Below are 26,776 nucleotides of genomic sequence, written 5' to 3'. Positions count from 1 at the left end.
AACTTACTTATTAAAATAGATTTCTTTCTTTATCTTTCATAAACTTTTTTAATATTATCAATTCTTGAACTCATATTTAAAAGTAGCATATCTGCTATTACTAATGCAGTCATAGACTCAGCAACAACGCTACCTCTTACTGCAACACAAGGGTCATGCCTACCTTTTAGTTCACAATCAACTTCCTTATTATAAATATCGACTGTTTCTTGTTTTATAAAAATAGAAGGTGTTGGTTTAAAATAGACTTTTAATTTTATATCTTCTGAATTAGATATACCTCCTAAAATTCCTCCACTATGATTTGACTTAAAACCATTGGCTCTAATTTCATCATTATTATCATAGCCTTTATTTTGTACTGAATTAAAACCATCTCCAATATCTATTGCTTTTACTGCATTTATGCTCATCATTGCATTTGCTAGTTGTGAATCTAATTTAAAGTAAAGTGGTTCTCCAAGACCTGCTGGACAGTTAGTAACTTTTATTAAAGCTACTCCCCCAACACTATTATGTGAGTTTTTTGCATTTAAAATTGCATCTTTTTGTTTTTGTTCTACCTCTTTATCTAATGCATAAATTTCAGAGTTTTGAACATTTGAAAAATCAAAGTTTGTTGCTTTTATACCATCAATTTCACAAATACCACTTTTAACTTCAATATCTAGCTGTTTTAGTAAAAGTTTTGCAATTGCACCAGCTGCAACTCTTGCTGCTGTTTCTCTTGCACTACTTCTTCCTCCACCTCTATAATCTCTAATACCATATTTATTAAAATATGTATAATCAGCATGACCTGGTCTAAAAAGGTCTTTAACATTAGAGTAATCACGACTTTTTTGATTTTCATTAAAGATTATCATTGATATAGGAGTTCCTGTTGTAAGCCCTTCAAATACACCACTTAAAATCTCTACACTATCACTCTCTTTTCTAGCTGTTGCATATTTGTTTTGTCCAGGTTTTCTTCTATTCATTTCATTTTGAATAAACTCTTCATCAATTTTTATACCTGCTGGAACTCCATCTACTACACAGCCTAAAGCTTTACCATGGCTTTCTCCAAAAGTTGTAAATCTAAATCTATGACCAAATGTATTCATTATGCTGTGCCTTTAAATTGGTCAATTGCAATTTTTGCAACAGCTTGTTGAGCAAGCTTTTTACTTTTTCCTCTTGCTTGCCCATATTTTTTACCATCAATCCAAATTGATACTTCAAACTCTTTTTTATGGTCAGGCCCATAAGAACCTTCGATTTTGTATTCAGGTATAGTTCCAAACTCTGCTTGTGTAATCTCTTGTAATGCTGTTTTATAATCACTAAAAAGAACATCAAGATTTATTTTATCATATGATTTTTCTAAAAGTTCAAGAATAATAGGTTTTAAAGTATCAAGTCCTGACTCTAAATAAATAGCACCCATGATTGCTTCAAAAGCATCTGAAAGAATAGAAGCTTTTGTTCTTCCTTTATTTCTCTCTTCAGCCGTTGAAATAAAGATATATTCACCTAATTTTATCTCATTTGCAAGTTTTGTAAAACCTGTTTCATTTACTAAAGAAGCTCTTATTTTTGAAAGTTCACCTTCATTTGAATTTGGAAAATTTTTATATAAATATTCTCCAACAATTAAGTTTAATACAGCATCTCCAAGAAACTCTAATCTTTCATTATTGTATGGTTTCTTTAAACTTTTATGCGTAAGTGCTTCGATTATCAGATCCTTGTTTTTAAACTGATAACCCAAACACTTTTCTAATTTTGAGTAATCACTCATATTTTTTCCCCTTTAATTTTTAAATTTTCTGCAAATTCTCTTGCTAGTATATCACATCTTTCATTATGCTCATGCCCTGCGTGGCCTTTTACCCAAAAAGCATTAATTTTGTGTGGTTTTGAAACTTTTATATACTCTTGCCAAAGTTCTACATTTTTTACAGGCTTTTTAGAAGCAGTTTTCCAATTATTTTTTATCCAACCTTCTAACCATTCATTTATAGCCTTTACTACATAAGTAGAGTCAGATATTACATTTACAATGCATGGCTCTTTTAAAGCTTTAAGACCTTCTATAACACCTACTAATTCCATTTTGTTATTAGTGGTATTATACTCACCTCCACAAAACTCTTTTTCTTTACCTTTATATTCAAGAATAGTTCCCCATCCACCAGGTCCAGGATTTCCTAAACTTGAACCATCACTGTAAAGATTGATTTCTTTCATTTAAGTCCTTAGCTAAATTATGTTTTATTTTATAAGTTAAGATATTATGACAATGAGGACACCTAGATTCATAAATAGGGTGTATGTGTTTACATGAAGTACAAATAAATTCAAAATCTAATGTAACAGGAATTTTATGTTCATGTTTATTTAAAGCAATTAATATATCAAAAACAAAATCACTACTATGATTACAAGTTTGTAAGTATCCTTTTGCATTATAGATTTGATTTAGTTGTTCATTATTTGAAACTGCGTCAAAATCTATATCATTAAAATCTAAATACCATAATAAATCAATAAATTTTGTAACGTCAAACTCATCAATATGACTCCATAGAAACTCTTTATTGTATTGGATTAAGTATTGTACAAAAAGTCTTTCTATTATATGATTCATTTTATAAAATGAGTATAGTTTATCTGTCTTATCTTCATATGTAAGTTCAGTATTATTTAATATTCTTAATGTTTCAACATATATTCTTTCTCTAATTGTATCAATCTCTAATTCATCTAAAGCTTCAATAACTTCTAAAGCTTTATCATACTCTTTAAGCTTTTCATTTATTATAAGAAGATGTTTTAATGCATTTTCATTTCTAGGTGAAAATTTTAAGATTTTCAAATATATCTCTTTTGACCTTTGTAAGAAGCCACCTTTAAAATATGTTGAACCTAGTAACTCTAAAAGCTCTTCTTTCTTTACTCTATCTGTTACATGTTCAAGTAGCGCAAGATAGACTGAAATGGCTTTATTATAATCACCTTTATGTAAAAAACTTGAGGCAAGTAATATTATTGAATCAAATGGTAAGTTATAAGTTTTATACAGATGTACATAATCCTCTTCTTTTAGCTTTCCTAATTCGAAACGATTAAGCAATTTTCTATAATCTTTTCGTGCATTTTTCTCTTTGTATAAACCAAAAGAATAAGTAATAAAAGAGATTAGGAAAATTAAAGTAAAAAATATAATTACACTAAATAGTGGATCTCTGTAGTCTAAAACTATACTGTCCAATCAATACCTTTTTCATAAAATGTTATTATTTTACCATAAAAGCACATATAAAATAATAAAAGTGTATAATTTTGCCATGATAACTAAAGAATCTATTGACAACTTAAAAAACCATATTGAAATTGTAGATGTAATTTCCCAATCACTTGAATTAAAAAAATCAGGAGCTAACTTTAAAGCTTGTTGTCCCTTTCATGGAGAAGACACACCTTCTTTTGTAGTAAGTCCTGCAAAGCAGATATATCATTGCTTTGGTTGTGGTGCGGGAGGAGATGCAATAAAGTTTGTCATGGAGTATGAGAAACTAACTTATCCTGAAGCCTTAGAAAAACTAGCTTCGATGTATAATGTTACTTTAACATATGATAATACAAATAATAAACCAAAACAAGATTTAAAAGTTTTAGAAAGTGTTAATCAATATTATCAAAAACTTTTTGCAAATAATAAAGTTGCAAAAGATTATATAAAAAGTAGAGGAATTTCAGAATTTTCTATTGAAAAGTTTGAAATAGGCTATGCCCCAAAATCTTTTGAAACAATAAACTACTTAAAAAATAATTTTTTAAATCTTGCAGATGCAAAGGATTTAGGAGTTATAGATTCAGGACAAAATGGGTTATACTCTAGATTTATAGAAAGAATTACTTTTCCTATATATGGATTAAATGGAAAAATTGTAGGTTTTGGTGGAAGAACTATAACAGGTCATAGTGCAAAATATGTAAACTCTCCTCAAACAAAACTTTTTAATAAATCAAAACTTTTGTATGGATACAATATTGCAAAAGAGAATATCTATAAAAAAAATAGGATTATTGTAACTGAAGGGTATTTAGATGTAATAATGCTTCATCAAGCAGGTTTTAACACAGCTGTTGCAACATTGGGTACTGCTTTAACTAAAGAACACTTGCCAATTTTAAGAAGAGGTGAACCAAAGGTTATAGTTGCTTATGATGGAGATAAAGCAGGATTAAATGCTGCTTTTAAAGCTTCTGTGATGTTAAGTCAAAGTGAATTTGAAGGTGGAGTAGTTATTTTTGATGAAGGACTTGACCCTGCTGATATGGTAAAAGATGGACAAATTGAAAAATTGAATACTATTTTTACTTCACCATCTTCATTTATCTCTTTTGCTATTGATTATATTATTCAAAAGTATGAAATAAATGATCCAATGCAAAAACAAAAAGCATTAAAAGAAGCAAATGATTATTTAAAAAGTTTAAGTATGCTTTATCAAGATGAATACAAAAGATACATTGCTCAAAAATTAAATATTAGAGAAAATTTAGTAAAAGTAACAAATGATAATTCAAGAGTAAAGTTTAATAATGATGCAACAAAAATAGATATTGCAGAATTATGTATTATTAAAGCAATTTTAGAAAAGCCTTCAAGATTAGATTTAGTTTTAGACTTAGTAGATGCTTCCATGTTTGAATATCATAATTTGGAGTTTGAAACTCTTTTAGAAGATATAAATAATCCTTCTTTAAATGCAATTATTTTAAATGAAAGATTAGAAAACTATGATGATGAAAGATTAGAACGAGAACTTTTGATTTTACTTATAAAGTTTTATTCAAAATATTTAAATAAAATACTTTATCAAAAAGATATTGAATTTAGAAAAAAAGCGAATATAATAAGAAAACTAAAAGACAACATTTCACAACTAAAAAAAGGTAAATTAGTTAGTTTTGATATTGATTTATTGAAATAAATAGTTTTTTTATGTAAAATGTCTGAAAAATTACAGAGGAAGAAAAATGGAGTTTTTACATACCAATAGAGTTCCAGCAGCGATTGGACCTTATTCACAAGCAGTAAAAGCAAATGGATTAATTTATACATCAGGACAAATTCCTTTAAAAACAGATGGTGAATTAGTTGAAAGAGATATAAAAAAACAGACAAGACAAGTATTAGAAAATCTAAGAATGTTACTTGAAGATTCACAAAGTAGTATGGATAGAGTTATAAAAGTTACAATTTATTTAGAAAATATGGATGATTTTGGTATAGTAAATGTATTATATGCCGAAGCATTCGGTGAACACAAGCCTGCAAGAAGTACAGTAGCTGTTAAAACACTACCAAAAAATGTACTTGTAGAGATGGATGTAATCGCATTACCATACGATTATCAATAAAAAGCGATTTCGCTTAAACAAAGTTTAAACTAATATAAGATAGTATTTCGCTTCACAAAAAAATACGTATTTGATAGATATAGATAGTTAGAGGATAAAGAATGTACGCAATTATTAAATGTGCTGGTAAGCAATATAAAGTTCAAGAAGGTGATATCCTAGATGTAGATTATTTAGGAAAAGCTGCAAAAGAAACTTTAGAAATTTCTGATGTTCTTGCAGTAAATGACGGAGAACTTAAAACTGGTGATGCTGTTTCATCTGCAAAAGTTGAAGCAGAAGTATTACTTGATGGTACTGGTGTAAATAGAGATAAAAAAGTTATCATTTACAAAAAAAGAAGAAGAAAAGATAGTAAATTAAAAAGAGGTTTTAGAAAAAGCTTCACAAAAATTAAAATTACTAAAATCGCTGCATAATTTTAAGGAGATAAACAATGGCTCACAAGAAAGGTCAAGGTAGTACACAGAATAATAGAGATTCAGCTGGGAAAAGACTTGGTGTTAAAAAATTTGGTGGTGAGACAGTAAGAGCTGGTAATATCATCGTAAGACAAAGAGGAACAAAAGTACACGTTGGAGAAAATGTAGGAATTGGTAAAGACCATACAATCTACTCTTTAATTGACGGTGTAGTTAAGTTCGAAGTTAAAGATAAAAAAAGAAAAAAAGTATCAGTATACGCTTCATAAGAATTTTTGAAGTATTAACTGTTTTTTTAAGAGGGTGTATGGCTTTGCCTACACCCTTTTTTAGTTTTAGGAGAAAAAAGTGTTTATAGATAGTGTAAAATTTAAAGTTTCATCTGGAAAAGGTGGGCAAGGTTGTGCCTCTTTTAGAAGAGAGAAATTTGTAGTAAAAGGTGGTCCTGATGGAGGAGATGGAGGAAAAGGTGGAGATGTTTACTTTTTAGTAGATAATAACACTGATACTTTATCTTGGTATAAAGGAAGAACTGTACTTAAAGCTGAGAATGGAAAGCAAGGTATGGGGCGAAATATGACAGGAAAATCAGCACCCGCACTTACACTTACTGTACCTCCTGGAACTCAAGTAATAGATGCACAAACAAATGAAGTTTTGTTAGATTTAGTAGAAGAAGGTAAAAAGGTTAAGTTTTTAGAAGGTGGAAAAGGTGGATTAGGAAATGTTCACTTTAAAAATTCAAGAAATCAAAGACCTACTTATTTTCAACCAGGTTTACCTGGAATTACTAAAGAGATTAAATTAGAGTTAAAGCTTATTGCTGATGTAGGATTGGTTGGTTATCCAAATGTTGGAAAATCTACGTTAATTTCTACTCTTTCAAATGCAGAACCAGAAATCGCAAATTATGAATTTACAACATTAACTCCAAAACTTGGTGTAGTAGAAGTAGGGGAATATAACTCTTTTGTAATGGCTGATATTCCAGGAATTATTGATGGAGCAAGTGAAGGAAGAGGTCTTGGAATAGAGTTTTTAAAACATATTGAAAGAACAAAAACACTTCTTTTTACAATTGATGTATCAAATCATAGAACAATAAGTGAGCAGTTTTTTGTTTTAAAAGAGGAGTTAAAGAAATTCTCTGTTGAATTAAGTGGAAGAAATTATGCTATTGCTTTAACAAAAACAGATGCATATTATGGTGAAGATTTACAAAAAGATATAAGTGAATTTATCAAAGAATTAGATTTAGAAATTTCAAATAATAATGAATTTGGTTTTGATAAAAAATTACCTTATTATGTACAAGATTTAACTATGTCAAGATTTGATAATACAAAACCATTTTTTATTTTACCAATATCTTCAGTAACACATATGAATACAAAATCAATTGGATATGCACTTTATGAGCTTTTAGGACAAAGTAAATGAAAGAAAAGAAAAGAGTAGTTATTAAAGTTGGAACTGCTGTTTTAACTCAAAATAATGAATTAGCTTTAGAAAGATTAACTAATTTAGTTGACTTTATTGCAAAATTAAAAAATGATAAAAAATATGAAGTTATTTTAGTAAGTTCTGGTGCTGTTGGTGCTGGAAATACTAAACTTCAATTGGATAAAACACAAATAGCAAATAGACAAGCTTTAGCAGCAATTGGGCAACCATTGTTGATGAAGCATTATAAAAAAAGATTTAGAGAACATGATATTAAGTGTGCACAAATGCTTTTTATTGAAAATGATTTTGATTCAAGAAAAAGAACAAAGAATGCACAAAATGTAATGGAAATACTTCTTTCAAATAATATAGTACCAATTATAAATGAAAATGATGTAATAGCAAATGATGAGCTACTTTTTGGAGACAATGACCAACTTGCAGCTCATGTTGCATACTATTTTAATGCAGATTTGTTAGCTATCTTATCTGATATTGATGGTTATTATGATAAAAATCCAAGAGTTGAAATGGATGCTAAAATGCAAAAAATTGTTACAAATATTGAAGATAATGAGCTACATATGGTTCATACTCCAAACTCAGAATTTGCAACAGGTGGAATTGTAACTAAATTAAAAGCAGCACATTTTTTAATGAATAGAAATATTCCTATGTATTTATCTTCAGGTTTTGATTTAACAAATGCTTATGACTTTTTGTATAATGAAAATCATAGTAGTGGAACACTTTTTATAAGTAAATAAAAAAGGATAGAAGTATGTGCAAAAAAGTAGTATTTATGGGTACACCAGATTATGCAACAATAATCTTTGATGCACTTATAAAAAATGATAATTATAATATAGTTGCTTTATTTACTCAACCTGATAAAAAAGTTGGAAGAAAACAGATTTTAACTCCACCACATATCAAAAATTATTGTATTCAAAATAGTATAGATATTCCAATATATCAACCAAACACTCTAAGAAACAATAAGGATATGATTGATACTTTAAAAGAGCTAAAACCTGATTTTATTATTGTTGCTGCTTATGGACAGCTTTTACCTAAAGAGGTTTTAGACATAGCTGTTTGTATTAATCTTCATGCCTCAATTTTACCTAAATATAGAGGTGCAAGTCCTATTCAAGAATCAATTTTAAATGATGATAAATATACAGGTGTAACTGCAATGCTTATGGAAGAGGGACTTGATAGTGGAGATATTTTGGCAATTCAGTATTTAAAGCTTGAAAATAGTATGTTAGTTGATGAAGTATTTAATAAATTATCAATAATTGCTGCACAATTAACTATTACAACACTTGATAATTATGAAAAAATCAATCCTAAAAAACAGAATGATTCTGAAGTTAGTTTTTGTAAAAAAATAAAAAAAGATGATGGCTTAGTAACCTTAGAAGATGCAAAGAGTTTATATTTAAAATATAAAGCATACTGTTATTGGCCAGGAGTATTTTTAGATAATAATTTAAAATTAAAAAAGCTTGAGTTAAATGAAGATAAATCTATTAATGAAGAGGGTAAGATTTTAAATATAGACAAAGACTATGCAATTATTGCATGCCAAAAAGGCTCAATAAAAGTTTTTACCGTACAAGCTCCATCAAAAAAAGCAGTAAATATTACAGATTACTTAAGAGGTAAGAGGTTAACTGTAAATGATACTTTAATCTAATATCTATTAGAATATAAAAAAAGAAAAGTAATAGATATGGATAGAGAACTTAAACATTTTTACGACTTAAGTATTTTTACAGTAGATGATTTAGATGTATTACTACATGAAATACTTAAGCACACAAGAGAATTAGTCTCTTGTGAAGCTGGCACAATCTATATGAAAGAAAAAAATCATTTGGCATTTCATGTTTTCCAAAATGATGCACTATCTTATGAAAATATTTTTAAGCAATATTGTAATATAAAAGATTTAGAATTACCTCTTAATGATTCAAAAAAATATCTTGCAGTTGAATCTATGCTTTTAAACAAGATTATAATTATTGATGATGTTTATAAAACTAAAGAGTATGAACTTTTAGGCGTAAAAGAGTTTGATGAAGTTTTTGATTATAAAACCTATTCAATAATTACAGTTCCATTAATTCATCCAAGGCAAAAGACTAAACTTGGAGTTATTCAACTACTAAATAAAAAAACTAATGGTTGTATTGATACTTTTACAAAAAAGGATAAAGATATTGTTTCTATGATTAGTTCTTTTATCTCTTTATCAATTGCAAAAGCACAAAATGATGTTGAAAAGTTAACTAGATTAAATAGACAATTAGAAGAAGCAAATAAAAAGCTTGAATCAAGAGTTCAAAAAGAGGTTCAAGAAAATGAGAAAATGAGTGCAATTATTTTTCATCAATCTAAGATGGCAAGTATGGGAGAAATGATAGGAAATATTGCCCATCAATGGAGACAACCTTTAAGTTCAATTAGTACTATTGCAAGTGGAATGTCTATTGACTTAGAAATGAATAATTTTAAAAAAGAACAAGCAATATCAAACCTATCACAAATTGTAGATACAACTAAATATTTATCTCAAACAATTGATGATTTTAGAAGTTTTTATAAAGTTGATAGAGCTAAAGAGCATTTTAATCTGGCTGAAGCAATTAATAAAAGCGTATCTTTATCAACTGCAACTATGAGTAGCTCTTATATAAAATTTATTTTAAATTTAGATGAAAGTTTAACTGCTTATGGTTTAAGAAATGAGTTTACTCAATCACTTTTAAATCTATTAACAAATGCCAAAGATGCTTTAGTAGAAAATGTAAAAGTAGATGAAAAAAGATATATATTTATTAATTTATATAAAAATAGTCAAAATAAATCAGTAATTGAAATAAAAGATAATGCAAAAGGAATTCCTGATTCTATTATAGATAAAATCTTTTTACAACACTTTACTACAAAATCTCAAAGTGGTGGAACAGGAATAGGTCTTTTTATGGTAAAAGAGATAATTACAAAGCACATGGATGCAACTATTAATGTTACAAATGAAGAGTTTACTTTTAATAATAAAGAGTATAAAGGGGCTTGTTTTACTATTACTTTTTAACTTAAGCTAAAAAGTAATAAAAGCCCGTAACTGTTAGTAAACTTCCTAATACTCCTAGTACTAAAGCATTTATTGCAAATGTTTCATCAAGCCCACCTTTGATAGCTAATACAACTGCCATAGTCATAGGAGGCATTGCTGCTTCAACTATTGTAACTTTACTCCATGTATCATCAATATTATAAAATAGTAAAAAACCAAGATAGACTATAAGTGGTATTAATATCATTTTTAATAGCATAGCAGTAAGTACAGCCTTAAATTTATAAAAAATATTTTTAATTTGAAGTTTCATTCCTATTGCAATCATAGCAAGTGGAACAAGGGTAGCACCTAATGTTTCAGTTGTATTTATAACAAATACAGGTACATCAAATAGTTTAAAAAATATAGTTATAAAAAACATAACTATTGGTGGAAAATATAATATACTTTTACTAATAGCTTTAAAATTTACTTGTTGAGCATTTCCCCAGTTAATTATTACCATTCCTAAACTTACAAGTATTAAAAAAGAACCAAACAAATCATAAATTAAAGCATAAACTACATAATCCTGCCCATAAAATGCATCTATATAAGAAAAGCCAATAAATGACGTATTACCAAAGGTTGCAACTATTACAAAGGTTGCAAATAGTTTTCTTTCTAGTTTTAAGAATTTTGCAAAAATAAATGCAAAAATAAGATTTAGAAAGATTATACCATTAAATAAAACTATTAACTTAAGTATCTCAAAGCTTAATTCTAAATTATAGATTTTATTAAAAACAATTGCAGGTAATGAAAAGTAAATAATAAACTCAATTAACTCTTTTGAATTATCTTTAAAATATACTTTAAATAAATAGCCAAGTAATAAATACATAGCTATTGGTAAAACTGGATCTAACATTAAACTCTCTTTTTGATTTTAAAATATTATATATACAATAGTATTAATTTATTCTTGTAGTTACTTTTTGTATAATGAACTTATGAAAATTAAAAGATTAAAAGAGGTAGATTCTACACACACATATTTAAAAAACTATTTAAAAGGTTTAAATGAGTTTGAACCTACTTGTATTGTAGCACAATTACAAACAAATGGAATTGGAAGTAGAGGTAATAGTTGGACAGGAGTTAAAGATAATCTTTTTTTCTCGTTTGCATATAATAAAAACCAATTACCTTTAGACTTACCCTTACAAAGTTGTTCAATATATTTTTCTTATATTTTAAAACAAATATTAAAAAAGAACGGTTCAAATGTTTGGATAAAATGGCCAAATGACTTTTATATAGATAATAAAAAAATCGGAGGAACAATCACTACAATGTCCAATGATTTGGTACTTTGTGGAATAGGTTTAAATCTAAAGTTTGTAAATAATCAATTTGGTAAATTAGATATTAATATTGATATTGATAAAACACTACAAGACTATTTTAATAAAATAGAAAATCACCTTTCATGGAAGCAAATTTTTAGTGATTTTAAGATAGAATTTCAAAAGAGTAAAAAATTCCATGTAACAATCGACAATAAGAAAAAATCATTAGAAAAAGCTATTTTAAATAGCGACGGCTCTATAAATATAGATAAAAAAAAGGTTTTTAGTTTACGATGACAGAAATAATATCAATAGCAAATCAAAAGGGTGGTGTAGGTAAAACAACTACAGCAGTAAATTTAAGTGCAGCTTTGGCTTTACGAGGTAAAAAAGTACTATTAATTGATGCAGACCCACAATCTAATGCTACAACAAGCTTAGGTTTTCATAGAGATACATATGAGTATAATCTTTATCATGTGATGTTAGGAACAAAAGAATTAAATGAAATCATTTTAGATTCAGAAATTGAAAATTTAAAAGTTGCTCCATCAAATATTGGTTTAGTTGGGATTGAAAAAGAGTTCTATAAAAACAATAAAGAAAGAGAGTTGATTTTAAAAAGAAAAATTGACCCAGTAAAAAAAGATTTTGATTATATTATAATAGATTCACCACCAGCACTTGGCCCAATTACAATTAACACATTAAGTGCTTCAAATTCAGTTCTTATACCTATTCAGTGTGAATTTTTTGCATTAGAAGGTTTAGCACAACTTCTTAACACTATTAAATTAGTTAAACAAACTATAAATAGACAGTTACAAATAAGAGGTTTTTTACCTACTATGTATAGTTCTACAAATAATCTTTCAAAACAAGTTTTTGCTGATTTAGCACAACATTTTGAGAGTAAACTTTTTAAAATTGATGATACTTCGTATGTGGTTATTCCAAGAAATATAAAACTTGCAGAGAGTCCAAGTTTTGGAAAACCAATTATGCTTTATGATGCAAGTGCAACAGGAACAAAAGCATACACAAATTTAGCAAGAGCAATAGCAGGATAGAACATGGCATTAGGAAGAGGACTTGGAGAGTTATTAGGTGAAGTTGAAGTTGCATATGAAAATGGCAATGGCAAAGATACATTAGAAAAAATTGGTACTATTGTTGAAATTGATGTAAATTTAATAAAATCAAACCCAAACCAACCAAGAAAAATTTTTGATGAAGATAAGTTAAAAGAGTTAAGTGACTCAATTGTAGAGCATGGATTATTACAGCCAATTGTTGTTGTACAAAATAGTGATACTAGTTTTACATTGATTTCTGGAGAAAGAAGACTAAGAGCTCATAAATTAGCAAATCTTGAAAAAATTAACTCTATTGTTTTAGATATTGAAGAGTTTAAACTAAGAGAACTAGCATTAATTGAAAATATCCAAAGAGATGATTTAAATATTATTGAACTTGCTTATTCATATGCCCAATTAATTAATGAACATAATATTACACATGATGAATTATCAAAAAGAGTGTTCAAAAGTAGAACATCAATTACAAATACTTTAAGACTTTTACAATTAAGTTCTTATGTACAACAATTGCTTGCAAATAATAAAATAACTGCAGGACATGCTAAGATAATGCTTGGTTTAGAAGAAGAACAGCAAAAACTAGTTGCAGATTCAATTATTGGACAAAAATTGTCAGTAAGAGAGACTGAAAAGCTTGTAAAAGATTTAAAAGAACCTAGTACAAAAAAAGTACAAAAAAATAAAAAAACTACTAATTATGATTTTAAACCTTTAAATAATGTTTTAAAAACTTTAAAAGATAATGACTTAAAAGTTAAGGCAGAAAAAAATTATTTTAAGATTGAAATTACCTCACAAGAAGATATAGAAAAGATTTCTAATTATTTTCGTAACACTTTATAAATTTACGTAGCATTCTTCCTCATTTTAATATATTTTTATACTAATTTTTGATAAAATAAATCAGTTTTAGTCAAACTAAACTGTAAAAATATGGAGGAATGAATGTTAGACATAAGTCCTGTATTGTTGCTTAGCTCTGGTATCATCTTTTTGTTAGTTGTTGCTAGACTAAACAGTTGTCTATTCAAGCCTCTACTAAAGCATATGGATGATAGAGCGGAATCTATTAAAAGAGATTTAGAAAACGCAAAATCAAATAGTGCAAATGTAGATGGCATGCTGGCTGAAGCAAATGATGTGATTGCGGCTGCAAAAAGAGAAGCTGCTGCGATAAGAGAAAAAGCTTACAATGAAGCTAAAGAGAGTGCAGATGCAAAACTTGCAAACGCGAAAGTTAACTTAGAAGAGAAATCTGAAGAGTTTGCTAAAAGTTTACAAGATGATACAAAAGCACTAAAAGATTCATTAGTAGCTTCTATGCCTCAATTTAATGAGAGCCTAAAAGCTAAGCTTAGCTCGATATAAAGGAATTAAAGTGAAAAAAATTGTATTATTAGGTTTAGCTTTAAGTCCAGTTGCATTACTTGCTAGTGGTGAAGGTGCGGAAACTGATTACGATATTATTCAAAGAACCGTTAACTTTATAATTTTTGCTGGAATTTTATGGTATTTACTTGCTGATAAAATTAAAGCATTTTTTGCAGATAGAAGTTTATCTATACAAGCTGAACTTGATAAGGTACAAGATACTTTAAAAGCTTCACAAAGTAAAATTGACTCTGCTAACAAACAGTTAGAAGAGGCTAAAGTACTAGCTGCAGAGATTGTTGATAATGCAAAAACTGATGTTGATTCAATCAAACAAAAAGTGGCAGCTGCAGTAGATGCTGAAATTGCTCAATTAGAGAAAAACTTTGATGAAAAGACTAAGATTGAAGCAAGAAAAGCAAAAAAACAAGTTGTTGCTGAAGTTCTTGAAGAGCTATTTAATTCAGACGATGTTGAATTAACTCAAGATGAGTTGTCAAATATTGTACTTAAGAAGGTAGCATAATGGTTGATTTAGTAGCAAAAAGATACGTAAAAGCTTTATTAGATGGAAGAGATGTGGACTCAATCACTGCTTTAAATAAAGAGTTAAATGAGATTTCTTCAGCTTATAATAATGAGAAATTCATAGCTATTATATCATCTACTGAAGTAAAGAATAGTGATAAAGTTGAGTTAATTATCTCTCTTGTAGATAATTGTAGTGACACTTTAAAAAATCTAATTAAATTACTAAGTAATAACAAAAGATTAGATATTATTCCAATAATTGCAAAAGAGTTAAAAGCTCAACTTGCTATTATTAATAACTCATACAATGGTGTAATTTACACAAATAAAGAGTTAGCTGCAGAATATATTTCATCAATTGAAAAAGAGTTTAGTAAGAAATTTAATGTAGATTTATCATTAACACAAGATGTTTGTGATTATAATGGTATTAAAGTTGATATTGATGGACTTGGGGTAGAAATATCTTTTTCTAAAGATAGATTAAAATCTCAAATGATTGATCATATTTTAAAAGCAGTTTAGAACTTATAAAGGAGAATTTGAATGGGTGCAAAGATTCAAGCTGATGAAATCAGTTCTATTATAAAAGAAAGAATCGAAAACTTTGAATTAAACGTAGATGTAAATGAAACTGGTAAAATCATCTCTTTTGCAGATGGTATTGCGCAAGTTTACGGTCTTAAAAATGTTATGGCTGGTGAGCTTGTAGAGTTTGAAAATGGTGAAAGAGGATTAGCTTCTAACTTAGAAGAGTCTTCTGTAGGTGTGGTTGTTTTAGGTAAAGGTGAAGGTCTTACAGAAGGTACTTCTTGTAAAAGACTTGGAAAATTACTAGAAACACCAGTTGGTGAAGCTATGGTTGGTAGAGTAGTTAATGCTCTTGGTGAACCAATTGATGGTAAAGGTGCTATTGAGGCAAAAGAGACTAAATTTGTTGAAGAAAAAGCTCCTGGAATCATGGCTAGAAAATCTGTACACGAGCCATTACAAACTGGTATTAAAGCAATTGATGCACTTGTTCCAATTGGTAGAGGACAAAGAGAGCTTATTATTGGTGATAGACAAACTGGTAAGACAACTGTTGCAATTGATACAATTCTTAATCAAAAAGGTGAAGATGTTGTTTGTATTTATGTTGCTATTGGACAAAAATCATCTTCTGTTGCTAATGTTGTTAGAACATTAGAAGAGAATGGTGCAATGGATTATACTGTTGTTGTAAATGCTGGTGCTTCTGAATCTTCAGCTTTACAATTCTTAGCTCCATATACAGGTGTTACTATTGGTGAGTATTTCAGAGATAATGGTAAACATGCTTTAATTGTTTATGATGATTTATCAAAACATGCTGTTGCATATAGAGAAATGTCTTTATTATTAAGAAGACCTCCAGGTAGAGAGGCGTTCCCAGGGGATGTATTCTATCTACACTCAAGATTACTTGAAAGAGCTGCAAAAATGAGTGATGATTTAGGTGCTGGTTCTATGACTGCATTACCTATTATTGAAACTCAAGCAGGTGACGTTGCTGCATATATTCCAACAAACGTTATTTCTATTACAGATGGTCAAATCTTCTTAGAAACTAACCTTTTTAACTCTGGTATTAGACCTGCAATTAATGTTGGTTTATCAGTATCAAGAGTTGGTGGTGCTGCACAAATTAAAGCTACTAAACAAGTTGCTGGTACGCTAAAATTATCTCTTGCTCAATATAGAGAACTTGAAGCATTCGCACAGTTTGCATCTGATCTTGATGAATCAACAAGAAAAGAGCTTGAACTTGGACAAAGAATGGTTGAAGTATTAAAGCAAGGTGTTAATAAGCCTTTAGTTATTGAAAAACAAATTGTTATCATTTATGCTGGTACAAAAGGTTATTTAGATGATGTTGCTGTAGGAGATGTTGTTAAATTCGAAGATGAATTACACGCATTCTTTGAGCAAAAATATTCAAATATTTTAGAATCAATTAAATCAAAACAAAAAATTGATGACGAGATTGAGTCTGCATTAAAATCTGCATTAGATGAGTTTAAAACTGTATTCAGTGCAAAATAAGGATTAGCGCATGGCTAACTTAAAAGAGATTAAACTAAAAATCAATAGTGTAAAGAATACTCAGAAGACAACTAAAGCTATGAAGCTTGTATCTTCTGCGAAACTTACTAGAACAAGACAATTGTCTGAACAAGCTAGAAGTTATGCAAACAAGATAAATGATGTTCTTTCTGATATCGCAAATAGAGTTAGCAAAGTTCATGAAGATGGTAATGTTGATAAAGCATTTATTCCTAATGACAACCCAAAAACAGTTGATATTGTTTTTGTTACTGCTGACAAAGGTCTTTGCGGTGGTTTTAATATGGCAACAATTAAAACTGTTAATAGAATCAAAGCCGAATATGAAAATAAAGGTGCAAAAGTTAGATTAAGAGTTGTTGGAAGAAAAGGGATTGATTTCTTCTCTTTCCAAGGCATTGAATTAATTCAAAAAGTTGCAGATTTATCTTCAGCGCCAGATTATGATAGAGCTTCTGATTTTATTGACGAAGTTGTAGAAGATTTTAATAATGGAATTACTGAAAAAGTAGTTCTTGTATATAATGGGTTCTTAAATATGTTAACTCAAGAGTTAAAAGTAAGAGATCTATTACCTATTAGTTTAGAAGAAGCTGAAACTAATGAAGAAGAGAGCTCAATGCTTGATATTGAACCAGATGACGATGAAGAAGTATTAAATGAATTAACTGCTAAATATATTAATTTTAACATGTATTATTCATTAATTGACTCTTTAGCAGCAGAACACTCTGCTAGAATGCAAGCTATGGAAGCTGCAACTAATAATGCAAAAGAGAGAGTTAATACTTTAACAGTTGAATATAATAAAGCTAGACAAGCTGCAATTACAACAGAACTGATAGAGATTATCAGTGGTGTTGAATCATTAAAATAAGATAAAGGAGCTACCCGTATGAAAGGTAAAATTATTCAGGTAATGGGTCCGGTTGTTGACGTAGAGTTCGACGGATATTTACCAGAAATTAATGAAGCAATTGACGTTGTTTTCGCTGATGCAAATCATGATAGACTAGTTCTTGAAGTTGCTGCACACATCGGTGATAGTAGAGTAAGAACTATTGCTATGGATATGACTGAAGGACTTGTAAGAGGTCAAGAGTGTAATGCTACTGGTGGACCAATTAAAGTTCCAGTTGGTGAAAACGTTTTAGGAAGAATTTTTAACGTAATTGGTGAACCAGTTGATGAAGGTGATGCAATTGCTGAAGATACTCCAAAATGGTCTATTCATAGATCTGCTCCAACTTTTGAAGAGCAATCAACAAAAACAGAGATGTTTGAAACTGGTATTAAAGTAGTTGACTTATTAGCTCCTTATTCAAAAGGTGGTAAAGTTGGACTATTTGGTGGTGCTGGTGTTGGTAAAACAGTAATTATTATGGAGCTTATCCATAACGTTGCATTTAAACACTCTGGGTACTCTGTATTTGCTGGTGTTGGTGAAAGAACAAGAGAAGGGAATGACCTTTATCATGAAATGAAAGATTCGAATGTTCTTGACAAAGTTGCACTGTGCTATGGTCAAATGAATGAGCCTCCAGGTGCAAGAAACAGAATTGCATTAACAGGTCTTACAATGGCTGAATACTTTAGAGATGAAAAAGGTCTTGATGTATTAATGTTCGTTGATAATATCTTTAGATTTGCACAAGCTGGTTCTGAGATGTCAGCTTTACTTGGAAGAATTCCTTCTGCTGTTGGTTATCAACCAACACTAGCAAGAGAAATGGGTGCATTACAAGAGAGAATTACTTCTACTTCTAAAGGTTCTATTACTTCTGTTCAAGCAGTATATGTACCAGCGGATGACTTAACTGACCCAGCTCCTGCTTCAGTTTTCGCTCACTTAGATGCAACAACAGTACTTAACAGAAAAATTGCAGAAAAAGGTATTTATCCTGCAGTTGATCCACTTGATTCTACATCAAGAATCTTAAGTGCTGATGTATTAGGTGAAGAACATTATTCAGTAGCAAGAGGTGTTCAATCTGTATTACAAAAATATAAAGACTTACAAGATATTATTGCCATTTTAGGTATGGATGAATTATCAGAAGCTGATAAACTTGTAGTTGATAGAGCAAGAAAAATTGAGAAATTCTTATCTCAACCATTCTTCGTTGCAGAAGTATTTACAGGAAGCCCAGGTAAGTATGTTGAGCTTAAAGATACAATTGAAGGTTTTAAAGGTATCTTAGATGGTAAGTATGACGACATCCCTGAAATGGCATTCTATATGGTTGGTGGAATGGATGAAGCTTTAGCTAAAGCTGAGGAAATGAAATCAAAATAAGGTTAGCCTATGGAGACAATTAGATTATCAATAGTTACACCAAACGGAGAAATCTTTAATGATGACGTTAAAACAGTAACTCTTCCTGGAAAAGAGGGAGAGTTTGGTGTTTTACCAGGACACTCTTCATTAGTTTCTTCTTTAACAGTTGGTGTAATTGTTATTGAAAAAGCAAATTCTACTGAGGCTGTTGCTATAAACTGGGGACACGTTAAAGTAAATGAAAGTTCTGTTGATGTACTAGCAGATGGTGCTATTGCATTAACACAAGGTGAAGACTCTAATATTGCTAAAAATATTGATGCAGCAAAAGACTTAGTTAATTCTGTAAAAGATTCTAATGTTTCTGTTGCTTCGGTTGAAGCTAAAATCAACTCATTTGCATAGAAATATCTTATGATTGATATGATATTAGATTATCTAGGTAATAGTAGCGCTATCGCAATTCTTGTGCTAGTGCTACTATCTGCTTACTTAGTAGTAGTTTTTTGGATTTTTATATATAGACTTCTTTCATTAAATTCACTTATTGTAAATGAGAAAAAATCATTAGAGTCGTTAACATCACGTAATACATCAATAAATCCGTTATCATCTTTATATAAATGTTCAAATGGTTCAAGTTCAAAGCATATACTAAAAGCTTGTGAAATCTCTATAATTAAAGATGCAAGTTTTGGAATTTCATGGCTTTCAATAATTTCATCAACTGCACCATTTGTTGGTTTATTTGGAACGGTTGTGGGTATATTGGAATCTTTTGCAAAATTTTCAAATCATTCTAAAGTAGGATTTTCAATAATTGCACCTGCAATTTCTGAAGCGTTAGTAGCTACTGCTGCTGGTATATTTGTTGCAATTTTTGCATATACTTTTCATCAAATTTTAGTAAGAAAAGTTTATGAATTAAATACTTATATAAAGGCACAAGCTGAAATTTTGATAGCAAAAGGTTAATAGATGTATGATTTTAACCAAAAGCCTGATTTAAATATTACTCCATTAGTAGATATTATGTTAGTTCTTTTAGCAATTTTAATGGTTACAGCACCAGTATTAGAGTTTGAAGAACAAATAAATCTTCCTAGTGGAAGTAAATCTAAACAGATACAAAATGTAAAAAAAATCACAGTTTTTATTAATAAAAATAGAGTAGTTAAAGTAAATAAAAATAGATATGATATTAAAGACTTTGCTGATAGTTTTACTTTATATGCAAAATCAAAAGATAGAAATACTCCAATACATATAAGAGCCGATAAAACTTTAGTATATGATGATATTATTTATGTACTTAGAACAGTAAAAGAAGCTGGCTTTTTTAAAGTTTCACTAATTACAGATGGATAGGGCTTAAATGATTAATTATTTTTCATCTTATAACAAAGGTAATTTCTATCTCTCTGGCCTTTTAGCACTTTTTATATATATCTTTGTATTTACTCTTTTTTTACTCTATTTAGATTCAAATGATGCCAAGACATATGATTCTGCAAAAAAGGTTACTGTACTTGAATTAGATGTTATTTTAGCTGATAGTGAACCTAAAGATGTTGCTAAAATGAAACTAAATAAACAAGCACAGAAAAAAGTTATTAAAAAATCAGCATCAAGAAGTGCAGAGAAAAAATCAAATTTAAAATCACTATTTGCAAATGTAAAAACAACTGAAGAAAAAGTTGTAAAAGAACAAGTAAATAATGTGAAATCATCTAATGTATCAAGTAGATTTAAATCAAAATTTGAAAGAGAAAAAAGAACAAATAGTGATTTAAATGTATCTAAAATTTTAGATGATGTGCAATCTCAAAAAAGAAAATTATCAATTTCAACTTCATCTGAGCATGCAAATGATCCTTATTATTCAAAAATACATGAAATTTTGGCACAAAGATGGAATCCTATACTAATCGATGATGGCTTAAGTGCAAAGGTATTAGTTATTATATACAGCAATGGAGAGTTTGATTATAGGTTTTTAAAATATTCTACTAATGAAAAATTTGATAACCTTTTACAAGAGTTTTTAAATAAACAAAAAACTCTTACTTACCCACCTCATAATAAAGGTTCTAAAACTAATATAGAGGTAACATTTAAATCTAAAGGATAGTTGTTATGAAAAAAATAGTAGTTTTGCTATTATGTTTTTTTAATTTAGTTTTTGCAGTTGATGCAAAATTAGAAATTGTAAAAAAATCAAAAAATCTTCCAAAGATTGTAGTTTCAATATCAAAAAATAATAAAGATATTGATTTTTTAACAAAAGTAAAAAAAGTAATTGAAAAAGATTTAAAAGTTAGTGGACATTTTAATGTTATTAAAACTAGTGTAAGCACTCAGTTTTCTCAAACACCAGATTTATATAGATTACAAAAAGAGGGTGTTGACTTATATTTGAATCTTGATTCTCAAATAAGTGGTTTTGGTGGGTTTATTTTAAATACTAAGCTATTTGATATAAATAGTAAAACACTTGTACTTAATAAAACTTTTTCAACAAAATATGAAAAAAGATATCCTTTTTTATCACATAGAGTTGCTATTTCAGTTAATGACTATTTAAAAGCTCCTTCAATTAAATGGATGGATAAGTTTGTGATTTTTTCTGTATATAAAGACTCAAAAAAAGCTGATATTTATATAGGTGACTATACTTTAAGTTTTCAAAAAAGAATAGTAAGTGGTGGCTTAAATATTTTCCCAAAATGGGCAAGTAAAAAGCAAGATAGTTTTTATTATACAACTTATAATAATAACTTACCTACATTAGTTAAAGCAAATTTATATAATGGGAAAAAAGAAGTTATTATGAGAAGTGAAGGTATGGTAATTGCTTCTGATATAAGTAGTGATGAATCAAAAATATTAGTTACAGCTTCACCTTATGGACAAGCTGATATTTATTTGTATAATACAATAAATAAAACAAAACAAAGACTTACAAATTATAAAGGTATTGATGTAGGTGCCCATTTTGTTGAGAATGATTCTAAAATTATTTTTGTTTCAGATAGACTTAATTATCCAAATATCTTTTCGAAAAAAATTGGACAAAGAGGTGTGCAAAGATTAGTTTACCATGGTACAAATAATTCAGCAGCTACTACATATAAAAATTATGTAGTCTATTCAAGTAGAGATAAAGCAAATGAATTTGGAGTTAGAACTTTTAATTTATATTTAATATCAACTAAAAGTGATTTTCTAAGAAGATTAACAACAACAGGGCTAAATCAGTTTCCAAAGTTTTCATCTGATGGAGAGTCTATTTTGCATACTAAAACAATAAATGGAAGAAGTTATATAGGTATTATTAGATTAAATTATGATAAAGCTTTTACTTTCCCATTAAGAAGTGGTAAAATTCAATCAATTGATTGGTAAAAGTTACAAAATCACTATAATTACTATACAATAGCTATTTTATAGGCTTGACTTGTAATTTATAATTAAGTTTTATTTTTGTAAAATCGTTTAAATTTTAAATAAGGGAAATGTTATGAAAAAGATTGGTATTTACTCTTTTTTAGTTGCAGCAGTGTTATTTACTGGATGTAGTCAAAAAAATGTTGAAATGGACGGAAGTTCAGCTAGCCAACAAGATCAAAGTACAATTAATAACTCTGAATCAACTTTAGATAATATTGATAACAGCAATATTCAAGAAGAAGTTGAAAATGATACTCTAGCAGAAAAAGCAGAGAATGGTTATTACTATATGATTAATGGTGAAAAAGTATTTATTGAAAATATCTATTTTGGATTTGATAAATATAAATTAAACTCTGAGATGATTGAAAAAACAAAACAAAATGCTCAAAAACTTGTTGGTATTAAAGATACTACTAAAATTAAAATCGAAGGTAACTGCGATGAGTGGGGAACTGACGAATATAATTATGCATTAGGTCTAAAAAGAGCTAAAGCTACAAAGGATGCACTAGTTGCTGAAGGTTTAAATGCTGATACAATTTCACTAGTTAGTTTTGGTGAAAGTAACCCAGTTTGTAATGAGAAAAATAAAAATTGTTGGCAAAAAAATAGAAGAGCTGAACATAAGCTTTTACCATAATTTAAAGAAAAGTTAATAAATAAAATTTTATGAAAAAACTAACTTTAATAACAATACTATCTTCATTAGCAATTGCTAATGAAGTTTCAGTATTTGGAGCTGGGGATTTAAACTCAGATAAACCTTATGGATTAAACTCTACTGAAAAATATATTCTTAATAATAAAAAAGAGTTGGGAAAGATTGATACAAAATTTAAAGGTGTTAAAACTACCTTACAATCAGTTAGTGAAAGAATTGATGGAATTGAATCAATTTACGAAGGTGACTCACAAAAATTAAATAAAACAGTTATAAAAGTAAACAAACTTGTTAAGCAAATAGAAGAATCACAAAATATTACTTCAAAAAATACTACAGATATAGAAAACTTGAAAAATGTTACTAGTCAATTATTGACTATGCAAGAAGAAATATCTTCAGAAAATAGAAAAAATTTAGATGCTTTAAAAAAAGCAATTGATAAATTATCTACACAATTAACTAAAATTAATAAAGAGTATGTTTCATTTACTGAAATGAAAAAGAATATGAAACAGTTTATAACTATAGAAGAGTTTAATGCATTTAAAAAAAGTTTAGGCAAGAAAACTAGTGCAAAAACAAAAACATCTACTAATTCAAAAAAGCTATCATACGCTCAAAAAGATAAGATGTTAGAAGAAGCTAAAGCTTTATTTAAAAAAGATTATTTTACAAAAGCTATTCCTATATTTGAAGAGTTAGCAGAGCTTAATTTTAAGCCTGCTGAAGCTAACTACTATCTTGGTGAGATGTGGTATTATAGAGATAAGTATGAAAAAGCAATAAACTATTTTAAAAAGTCAGCAGTTTTATATGATAAAGCTTCTTGGATGCCAAAGTTGTTGCTTCATAGTGCAATATCTTTTGAAAAGGTTAAAGATTTTGATAATGCTACTAAATTTTATGGTACATTGATTGATGTTTATCCAAGTTCAGAAGAGGCAAAAATAGCAACTAAAAATATATCAAAATTATAAAAAAATACAGGAGAAATTATGTCAAAAGTAATTGGAATTGAATATTCATTAAAAGATGCAAACTCAGGTGAGCACTTAGATACAAATGTTGGAGCTGCTCCACTAGAGTTTGTTTCTGGAAAAGGTCAAATTATTCCAGGACTAGAAGAAAAGTTAGTTAACATGAACTTAAATGAAGAAGCTGATGTATTAGTTGAACCAAAAGATGCTTATGGTGAATACAATGAAGAAGCAACTCAAACTTTACCAAAAGAGCAATTTGCAGGTATTGAATTACAAGAAGGTATGAGTCTTTATGGTACAGGTGAAAATGGTGAAACTGTACAAGTTACTGTTAAATCTTTTACAGATAGTGATGTAACAATTGATTATAATCATCCAATGGCAGGTAGAAGTTTAATGTTCTCTGTGTCTGTTGTTTCATTAAGAGATGCAACTGAAGAAGAGATTCAAACTGGTGTTGTTGGTGGAATGGCTGCTATGGGTGGTGGTTGTTGTGGTGGTGGACACCATGACCATGGTTCTGAAGGTGGTTGTTGTAGTTCAGATCCACAGTCTCAATCTGGTGGTTGTGGTTGTAGTCACTAATAGTAAAATAAAGATAAAAACTATTTTTTGCCCAAAAGTGTTTCACTTTTGGGCAAAACTATTTTTTAGAAGTAGTATTTACTTTTAAAAAATAGTTTTATACTAAGACATAAATTTAAAATAAGGTAAAAACATGAAAAAAGTTGCTTTTATTTTTCCAGGACAAGGAAGTCAAAAAATTGGAATGGGAAAAGATTTTTTTGAAAATAGTGATATAGCAAAAGATATGATTTCAAAAGCAAGTGAAAGATTAGGTATAAACTTTGAAAAACTTCTTTTTGAAGAGAATGATAAAATAGGTCAAACAGAATATACACAACCAGCTATATTATTAGTTTCATCAATTGCAAATGCAATTTTTAAAGAGACATCTAATATAAAACCAGAATTTGTTTTAGGACACTCTTTGGGTGAATTTTCTGCATTAGTTAGTGCAGGTGCAATTGATTACTTAGATGCTTTAGAATTAGTTCATAAAAGAGGTAAATTTATGAATGATGCTTGTGCTGGCTCTGGTGCAGGTATGATGGCTCTTGTTGGTCTTGATGATGAAAAAGTTGAAACTTTATGTAAAGAGCAAAGAGAAAAAGGTTTAAAAGTATGGCCAGCAAATTATAATATGGATGGTCAATTGGTACTTGCAGGATTGAAAGCAGATTTAGAAAGTTTAATAGATACTTTCAAAGAAGCTGGTGCAAAAAGAGCAATAGTACTTGATATGTCTGTTGCAAGTCATTGTGAACTTTTACAAAGCGCAGTTGAAAATTTAAGACCGTATTTAGAAGAGTTTTTAATTGACTCTTTTGAAGTTGATGTTATTTCTAATGTTACGGCTAAAGCTTATAATACTAAAGAAGAAGCAATTGATTTACTTTCTGAACAGTTAATTAACCCTGTTAAATATAAACACTCTATTGCTTCAAAAGATGAAGATGTTGATGCTTTTATTGAATTTGGAAATGGAATTGTTTTAAAAGGTTTAAATAGAAAAATCACTAAAAAACCAACTTTAAATGTAAGTGATATGACATCATTGAAAAAAACAATAGAGGCATTAAATGAATAAATTAGCAATTATGGGAGCTATGCAAGAGGAAATTGATCCTTTATTAGCTAACTTTAAAGATATAAAAATTACAGAATATGCAGATAATAAATATTATGAGGTTTCATTAGATGGATTAGATATTGTTATTGCACATTCTAAAATTGGTAAAGTTTTTGCAAGTTTAACTGCAACTACAATGATTGAAAAATTTGGTTGTGACACTCTACTTTTTTCAGGAGTAGCAGGAGCTGTAAATAGTGATTTAAAAATTGGAGATTTAGTAATAGCTAATAGACTTTGTCAGCATGATTTAGATATTACAGCTTTTGGGCATCCACATGGTTTTGTTCCTGGAGGTAAAGTTTTTGTTGAAACTTCAAAAGAGTTAAGAGAAATTGCTAAAGAAGTAGCAAAACAAAACTCATTAAAAGTTTTAGAAGGAACTATTGCTACTGGTGACCAGTTTGTTCATTCATCTCAGAGAAAAGAGTTTATACAAAATACGTTTAAAGCAGATGCATTAGAGATGGAAGGTGCAAGTGTTGCAGTAATTTGCGATTCATTAAATGTACCTTTTTTCATACTTAGATCTATTTCTGATAGTGCTGATATGGACGCAAATTTTGATTTTGATGAGTTTTTAAAATCAAGCGCACAAATTTCTGCAGATTATATTTTAAAAATAGCACAAAAATTAAATAATTAAAAAAAGAGAAGAATTTTCTCTTTTTTTTTAACTCATTTTATATATACAAAAAATCTAAAACTCAAAAAAAATACTACGAATAGAAAATAACAGTCAAATAAAAAAGACCATAAAATATAGAGAAAAAAGAAAAAAAGAGGTAAAAAGCAGAAAAATTCAAAAATTTAAGCTGTAGTTAAGGGTAAAGGGTTGACAAGATAGATAAATTTGTCTATAATTCCCGTCCAAATTCGCTGAGGCTAAAAAGAGAAGCAAGAGAGAGGATTT

General features: G+C 28.7%; 32 protein-coding genes. 27 read left to right on the top strand and 5 right to left on the bottom strand.

The features are described 5' to 3' along the window. Window positions 1-29 precede the first annotated feature (29 nt). From aroC to CP960_RS03005, 4 genes are read right to left on the bottom strand one after another with little or no spacing between them, the layout of a single operon-like run. On the bottom strand, window positions 30-1,106 hold the full coding sequence (gene aroC, locus CP960_RS03020) for a chorismate synthase (protein WP_101183760.1): 1,077 nt from the start codon (window positions 1,104-1,106) through the stop codon (window positions 30-32). Beyond that, a complete protein-coding gene (gene rnc, locus CP960_RS03015) occupies window positions 1,106-1,783 on the bottom strand; it encodes a ribonuclease III (protein ID WP_101183759.1) in 678 nt (225 codons plus the stop codon). Before rnc ends, aroC begins: the two co-directional genes overlap by 1 nt. After that, window positions 1,780-2,232 (bottom strand): ribonuclease HI, encoded by a 453-nt coding sequence (gene rnhA / locus CP960_RS03010; RefSeq protein ID WP_101183758.1) that lies wholly within the window; start codon window positions 2,230-2,232, stop codon window positions 1,780-1,782. The genes rnc and rnhA overlap by 4 nt, the downstream gene beginning before the upstream one ends. Next, window positions 2,207-3,256 (bottom strand): tetratricopeptide repeat protein, encoded by a 1,050-nt coding sequence (locus CP960_RS03005; RefSeq protein ID WP_101183757.1) that lies wholly within the window; start codon window positions 3,254-3,256, stop codon window positions 2,207-2,209. Before CP960_RS03005 ends, rnhA begins: the two co-directional genes overlap by 26 nt. Before the next feature lie 76 nt (window positions 3,257-3,332). On the opposite strand from CP960_RS03005, the gene dnaG reads away from it, so the two are divergent. From dnaG to CP960_RS02965, 8 genes are all read left to right on the top strand, one after another. Beyond that, entirely contained in the window at window positions 3,333-4,985 is a 1,653-nt protein-coding gene (gene dnaG, locus CP960_RS03000; RefSeq protein WP_101183756.1) for a DNA primase, read from the top strand. A gap of 46 nt (window positions 4,986-5,031) precedes the next feature. After that, a complete protein-coding gene (locus CP960_RS02995; protein ID WP_101183755.1) occupies window positions 5,032-5,415 on the top strand; it encodes a RidA family protein in 384 nt (127 codons plus the stop codon). Between the two features lie 101 nt (window positions 5,416-5,516). Beyond that, window positions 5,517-5,834, top strand: a complete 318-nt coding sequence (gene rplU, locus CP960_RS02990) for a 50S ribosomal protein L21 (protein WP_101183754.1) — start codon at window positions 5,517-5,519, stop codon at window positions 5,832-5,834. A 17-nt stretch (window positions 5,835-5,851) separates the two neighbouring features. Then, the gene (rpmA, locus tag CP960_RS02985; RefSeq protein ID WP_101183753.1) at window positions 5,852-6,106 is read left to right on the top strand and encodes a 50S ribosomal protein L27; all 255 of its coding nucleotides are present in this window, start codon (window positions 5,852-5,854) and stop codon (window positions 6,104-6,106) included. A gap of 79 nt (window positions 6,107-6,185) precedes the next feature. After that, window positions 6,186-7,277 (top strand): GTPase ObgE, encoded by a 1,092-nt coding sequence (gene obgE / locus CP960_RS02980; protein WP_101183752.1) that lies wholly within the window; start codon window positions 6,186-6,188, stop codon window positions 7,275-7,277. Continuing rightward, window positions 7,274-8,050, top strand: coding sequence for a glutamate 5-kinase (gene proB / locus CP960_RS02975; protein WP_101183751.1), 777 nt, complete (start codon window positions 7,274-7,276; stop codon window positions 8,048-8,050). Before obgE ends, proB begins: the two co-directional genes overlap by 4 nt. Before the next feature lie 14 nt (window positions 8,051-8,064). After that, window positions 8,065-8,988, top strand: coding sequence for a methionyl-tRNA formyltransferase (gene fmt, locus CP960_RS02970; RefSeq protein WP_101183750.1), 924 nt, complete (start codon window positions 8,065-8,067; stop codon window positions 8,986-8,988). Window positions 8,989-9,024: 36 nt separating this feature from the next. After that, window positions 9,025-10,392: a GAF domain-containing sensor histidine kinase gene (locus CP960_RS02965; RefSeq protein WP_101183749.1), complete on the top strand. Its 1,368-nt coding sequence runs from the start codon at window positions 9,025-9,027 to the stop codon at window positions 10,390-10,392. A 1-nt stretch (window position 10,393) separates the two neighbouring features. On the opposite strand, the gene CP960_RS02960 is transcribed toward CP960_RS02965, so the two are convergent. Next, window positions 10,394-11,287 (bottom strand): AEC family transporter, encoded by an 894-nt coding sequence (locus CP960_RS02960; protein ID WP_101183748.1) that lies wholly within the window; start codon window positions 11,285-11,287, stop codon window positions 10,394-10,396. An 82-nt stretch (window positions 11,288-11,369) separates the two neighbouring features. Between CP960_RS02960 and CP960_RS02955 the strand changes: the two genes are divergently transcribed. From CP960_RS02955 to CP960_RS02865, 19 genes are all read left to right on the top strand, one after another. Beyond that, on the top strand, window positions 11,370-12,005 hold the full coding sequence (locus CP960_RS02955; RefSeq protein ID WP_101183747.1) for a biotin--[acetyl-CoA-carboxylase] ligase: 636 nt from the start codon (window positions 11,370-11,372) through the stop codon (window positions 12,003-12,005). Then, window positions 12,002-12,778 (top strand): ParA family protein, encoded by a 777-nt coding sequence (locus CP960_RS02950; RefSeq protein WP_101183746.1) that lies wholly within the window; start codon window positions 12,002-12,004, stop codon window positions 12,776-12,778. The genes CP960_RS02955 and CP960_RS02950 overlap by 4 nt, the downstream gene beginning before the upstream one ends. Before the next feature lie 3 nt (window positions 12,779-12,781). Continuing rightward, complete coding sequence (locus CP960_RS02945) at window positions 12,782-13,651, top strand: ParB/RepB/Spo0J family partition protein (protein WP_101183745.1); 870 nt, start codon at window positions 12,782-12,784, stop codon at window positions 13,649-13,651. Window positions 13,652-13,753: 102 nt separating this feature from the next. Next, a complete protein-coding gene (locus CP960_RS02940; RefSeq protein ID WP_101183744.1) occupies window positions 13,754-14,176 on the top strand; it encodes a F0F1 ATP synthase subunit B family protein in 423 nt (140 codons plus the stop codon). Window positions 14,177-14,186: 10 nt separating this feature from the next. Beyond that, window positions 14,187-14,705, top strand: a complete 519-nt coding sequence (locus CP960_RS02935) for a F0F1 ATP synthase subunit B (RefSeq protein ID WP_101183743.1) — start codon at window positions 14,187-14,189, stop codon at window positions 14,703-14,705. Continuing rightward, window positions 14,705-15,235 carry a F0F1 ATP synthase subunit delta gene (locus CP960_RS02930; protein WP_101183742.1) on the top strand — a complete coding sequence of 177 codons (531 nt, stop codon included), beginning with the start codon at window positions 14,705-14,707 and terminating at the stop codon, window positions 15,233-15,235. Before CP960_RS02935 ends, CP960_RS02930 begins: the two co-directional genes overlap by 1 nt. Window positions 15,236-15,256: 21 nt before the next feature. Then, window positions 15,257-16,774: a F0F1 ATP synthase subunit alpha gene (gene atpA / locus CP960_RS02925; RefSeq protein ID WP_101183741.1), complete on the top strand. Its 1,518-nt coding sequence runs from the start codon at window positions 15,257-15,259 to the stop codon at window positions 16,772-16,774. 10 nt (window positions 16,775-16,784) lie between these two features. Then, window positions 16,785-17,672 carry an ATP synthase F1 subunit gamma gene (atpG, locus tag CP960_RS02920; RefSeq protein WP_101183740.1) on the top strand — a complete coding sequence of 296 codons (888 nt, stop codon included), beginning with the start codon at window positions 16,785-16,787 and terminating at the stop codon, window positions 17,670-17,672. A gap of 18 nt (window positions 17,673-17,690) precedes the next feature. Continuing rightward, window positions 17,691-19,091, top strand: a complete 1,401-nt coding sequence (atpD, locus tag CP960_RS02915) for a F0F1 ATP synthase subunit beta (protein ID WP_101183739.1) — start codon at window positions 17,691-17,693, stop codon at window positions 19,089-19,091. Between the two features lie 9 nt (window positions 19,092-19,100). Next, window positions 19,101-19,478 (top strand): ATP synthase F1 subunit epsilon, encoded by a 378-nt coding sequence (atpC, locus tag CP960_RS02910; protein WP_101183738.1) that lies wholly within the window; start codon window positions 19,101-19,103, stop codon window positions 19,476-19,478. Between the two features lie 9 nt (window positions 19,479-19,487). Continuing rightward, window positions 19,488-20,048 (top strand): MotA/TolQ/ExbB proton channel family protein, encoded by a 561-nt coding sequence (locus tag CP960_RS02905; RefSeq protein ID WP_101183737.1) that lies wholly within the window; start codon window positions 19,488-19,490, stop codon window positions 20,046-20,048. A gap of 3 nt (window positions 20,049-20,051) precedes the next feature. Next, a complete protein-coding gene (locus CP960_RS02900) occupies window positions 20,052-20,441 on the top strand; it encodes a biopolymer transporter ExbD (protein WP_101183736.1) in 390 nt (129 codons plus the stop codon). 7 nt (window positions 20,442-20,448) lie between these two features. Next, window positions 20,449-21,204 (top strand): energy transducer TonB, encoded by a 756-nt coding sequence (locus CP960_RS02895; RefSeq protein WP_101183735.1) that lies wholly within the window; start codon window positions 20,449-20,451, stop codon window positions 21,202-21,204. A 5-nt stretch (window positions 21,205-21,209) separates the two neighbouring features. Continuing rightward, window positions 21,210-22,478, top strand: a complete 1,269-nt coding sequence (gene tolB / locus CP960_RS02890) for a Tol-Pal system protein TolB (protein WP_101183734.1) — start codon at window positions 21,210-21,212, stop codon at window positions 22,476-22,478. Window positions 22,479-22,593: 115 nt separating this feature from the next. Next, window positions 22,594-23,166 (top strand): OmpA family protein, encoded by a 573-nt coding sequence (locus CP960_RS02885; protein WP_101183733.1) that lies wholly within the window; start codon window positions 22,594-22,596, stop codon window positions 23,164-23,166. 29 nt (window positions 23,167-23,195) lie between these two features. Continuing rightward, complete coding sequence (locus tag CP960_RS02880) at window positions 23,196-24,167, top strand: tetratricopeptide repeat protein (RefSeq protein WP_101183732.1); 972 nt, start codon at window positions 23,196-23,198, stop codon at window positions 24,165-24,167. A gap of 18 nt (window positions 24,168-24,185) precedes the next feature. Then, complete coding sequence (locus tag CP960_RS02875) at window positions 24,186-24,755, top strand: FKBP-type peptidyl-prolyl cis-trans isomerase (protein WP_409454877.1); 570 nt, start codon at window positions 24,186-24,188, stop codon at window positions 24,753-24,755. A gap of 133 nt (window positions 24,756-24,888) precedes the next feature. Then, window positions 24,889-25,821, top strand: a complete 933-nt coding sequence (gene fabD / locus CP960_RS02870; protein WP_101183730.1) for an ACP S-malonyltransferase — start codon at window positions 24,889-24,891, stop codon at window positions 25,819-25,821. After that, window positions 25,814-26,509, top strand: a complete 696-nt coding sequence (locus tag CP960_RS02865; RefSeq protein ID WP_101183729.1) for a 5'-methylthioadenosine/adenosylhomocysteine nucleosidase — start codon at window positions 25,814-25,816, stop codon at window positions 26,507-26,509. Before fabD ends, CP960_RS02865 begins: the two co-directional genes overlap by 8 nt. The last annotated feature ends 267 nt before the right edge of the window (window positions 26,510-26,776 follow it).

It is taken from the genome of Malaciobacter halophilus (assembly GCF_002837275.1).
In the GTDB taxonomy this organism is placed as follows: Bacteria; Campylobacterota; Campylobacteria; order Campylobacterales; family Arcobacteraceae; genus Malaciobacter; species Malaciobacter halophilus.
This window is presented reverse-complemented; position numbering and strand designations above follow the sequence as displayed.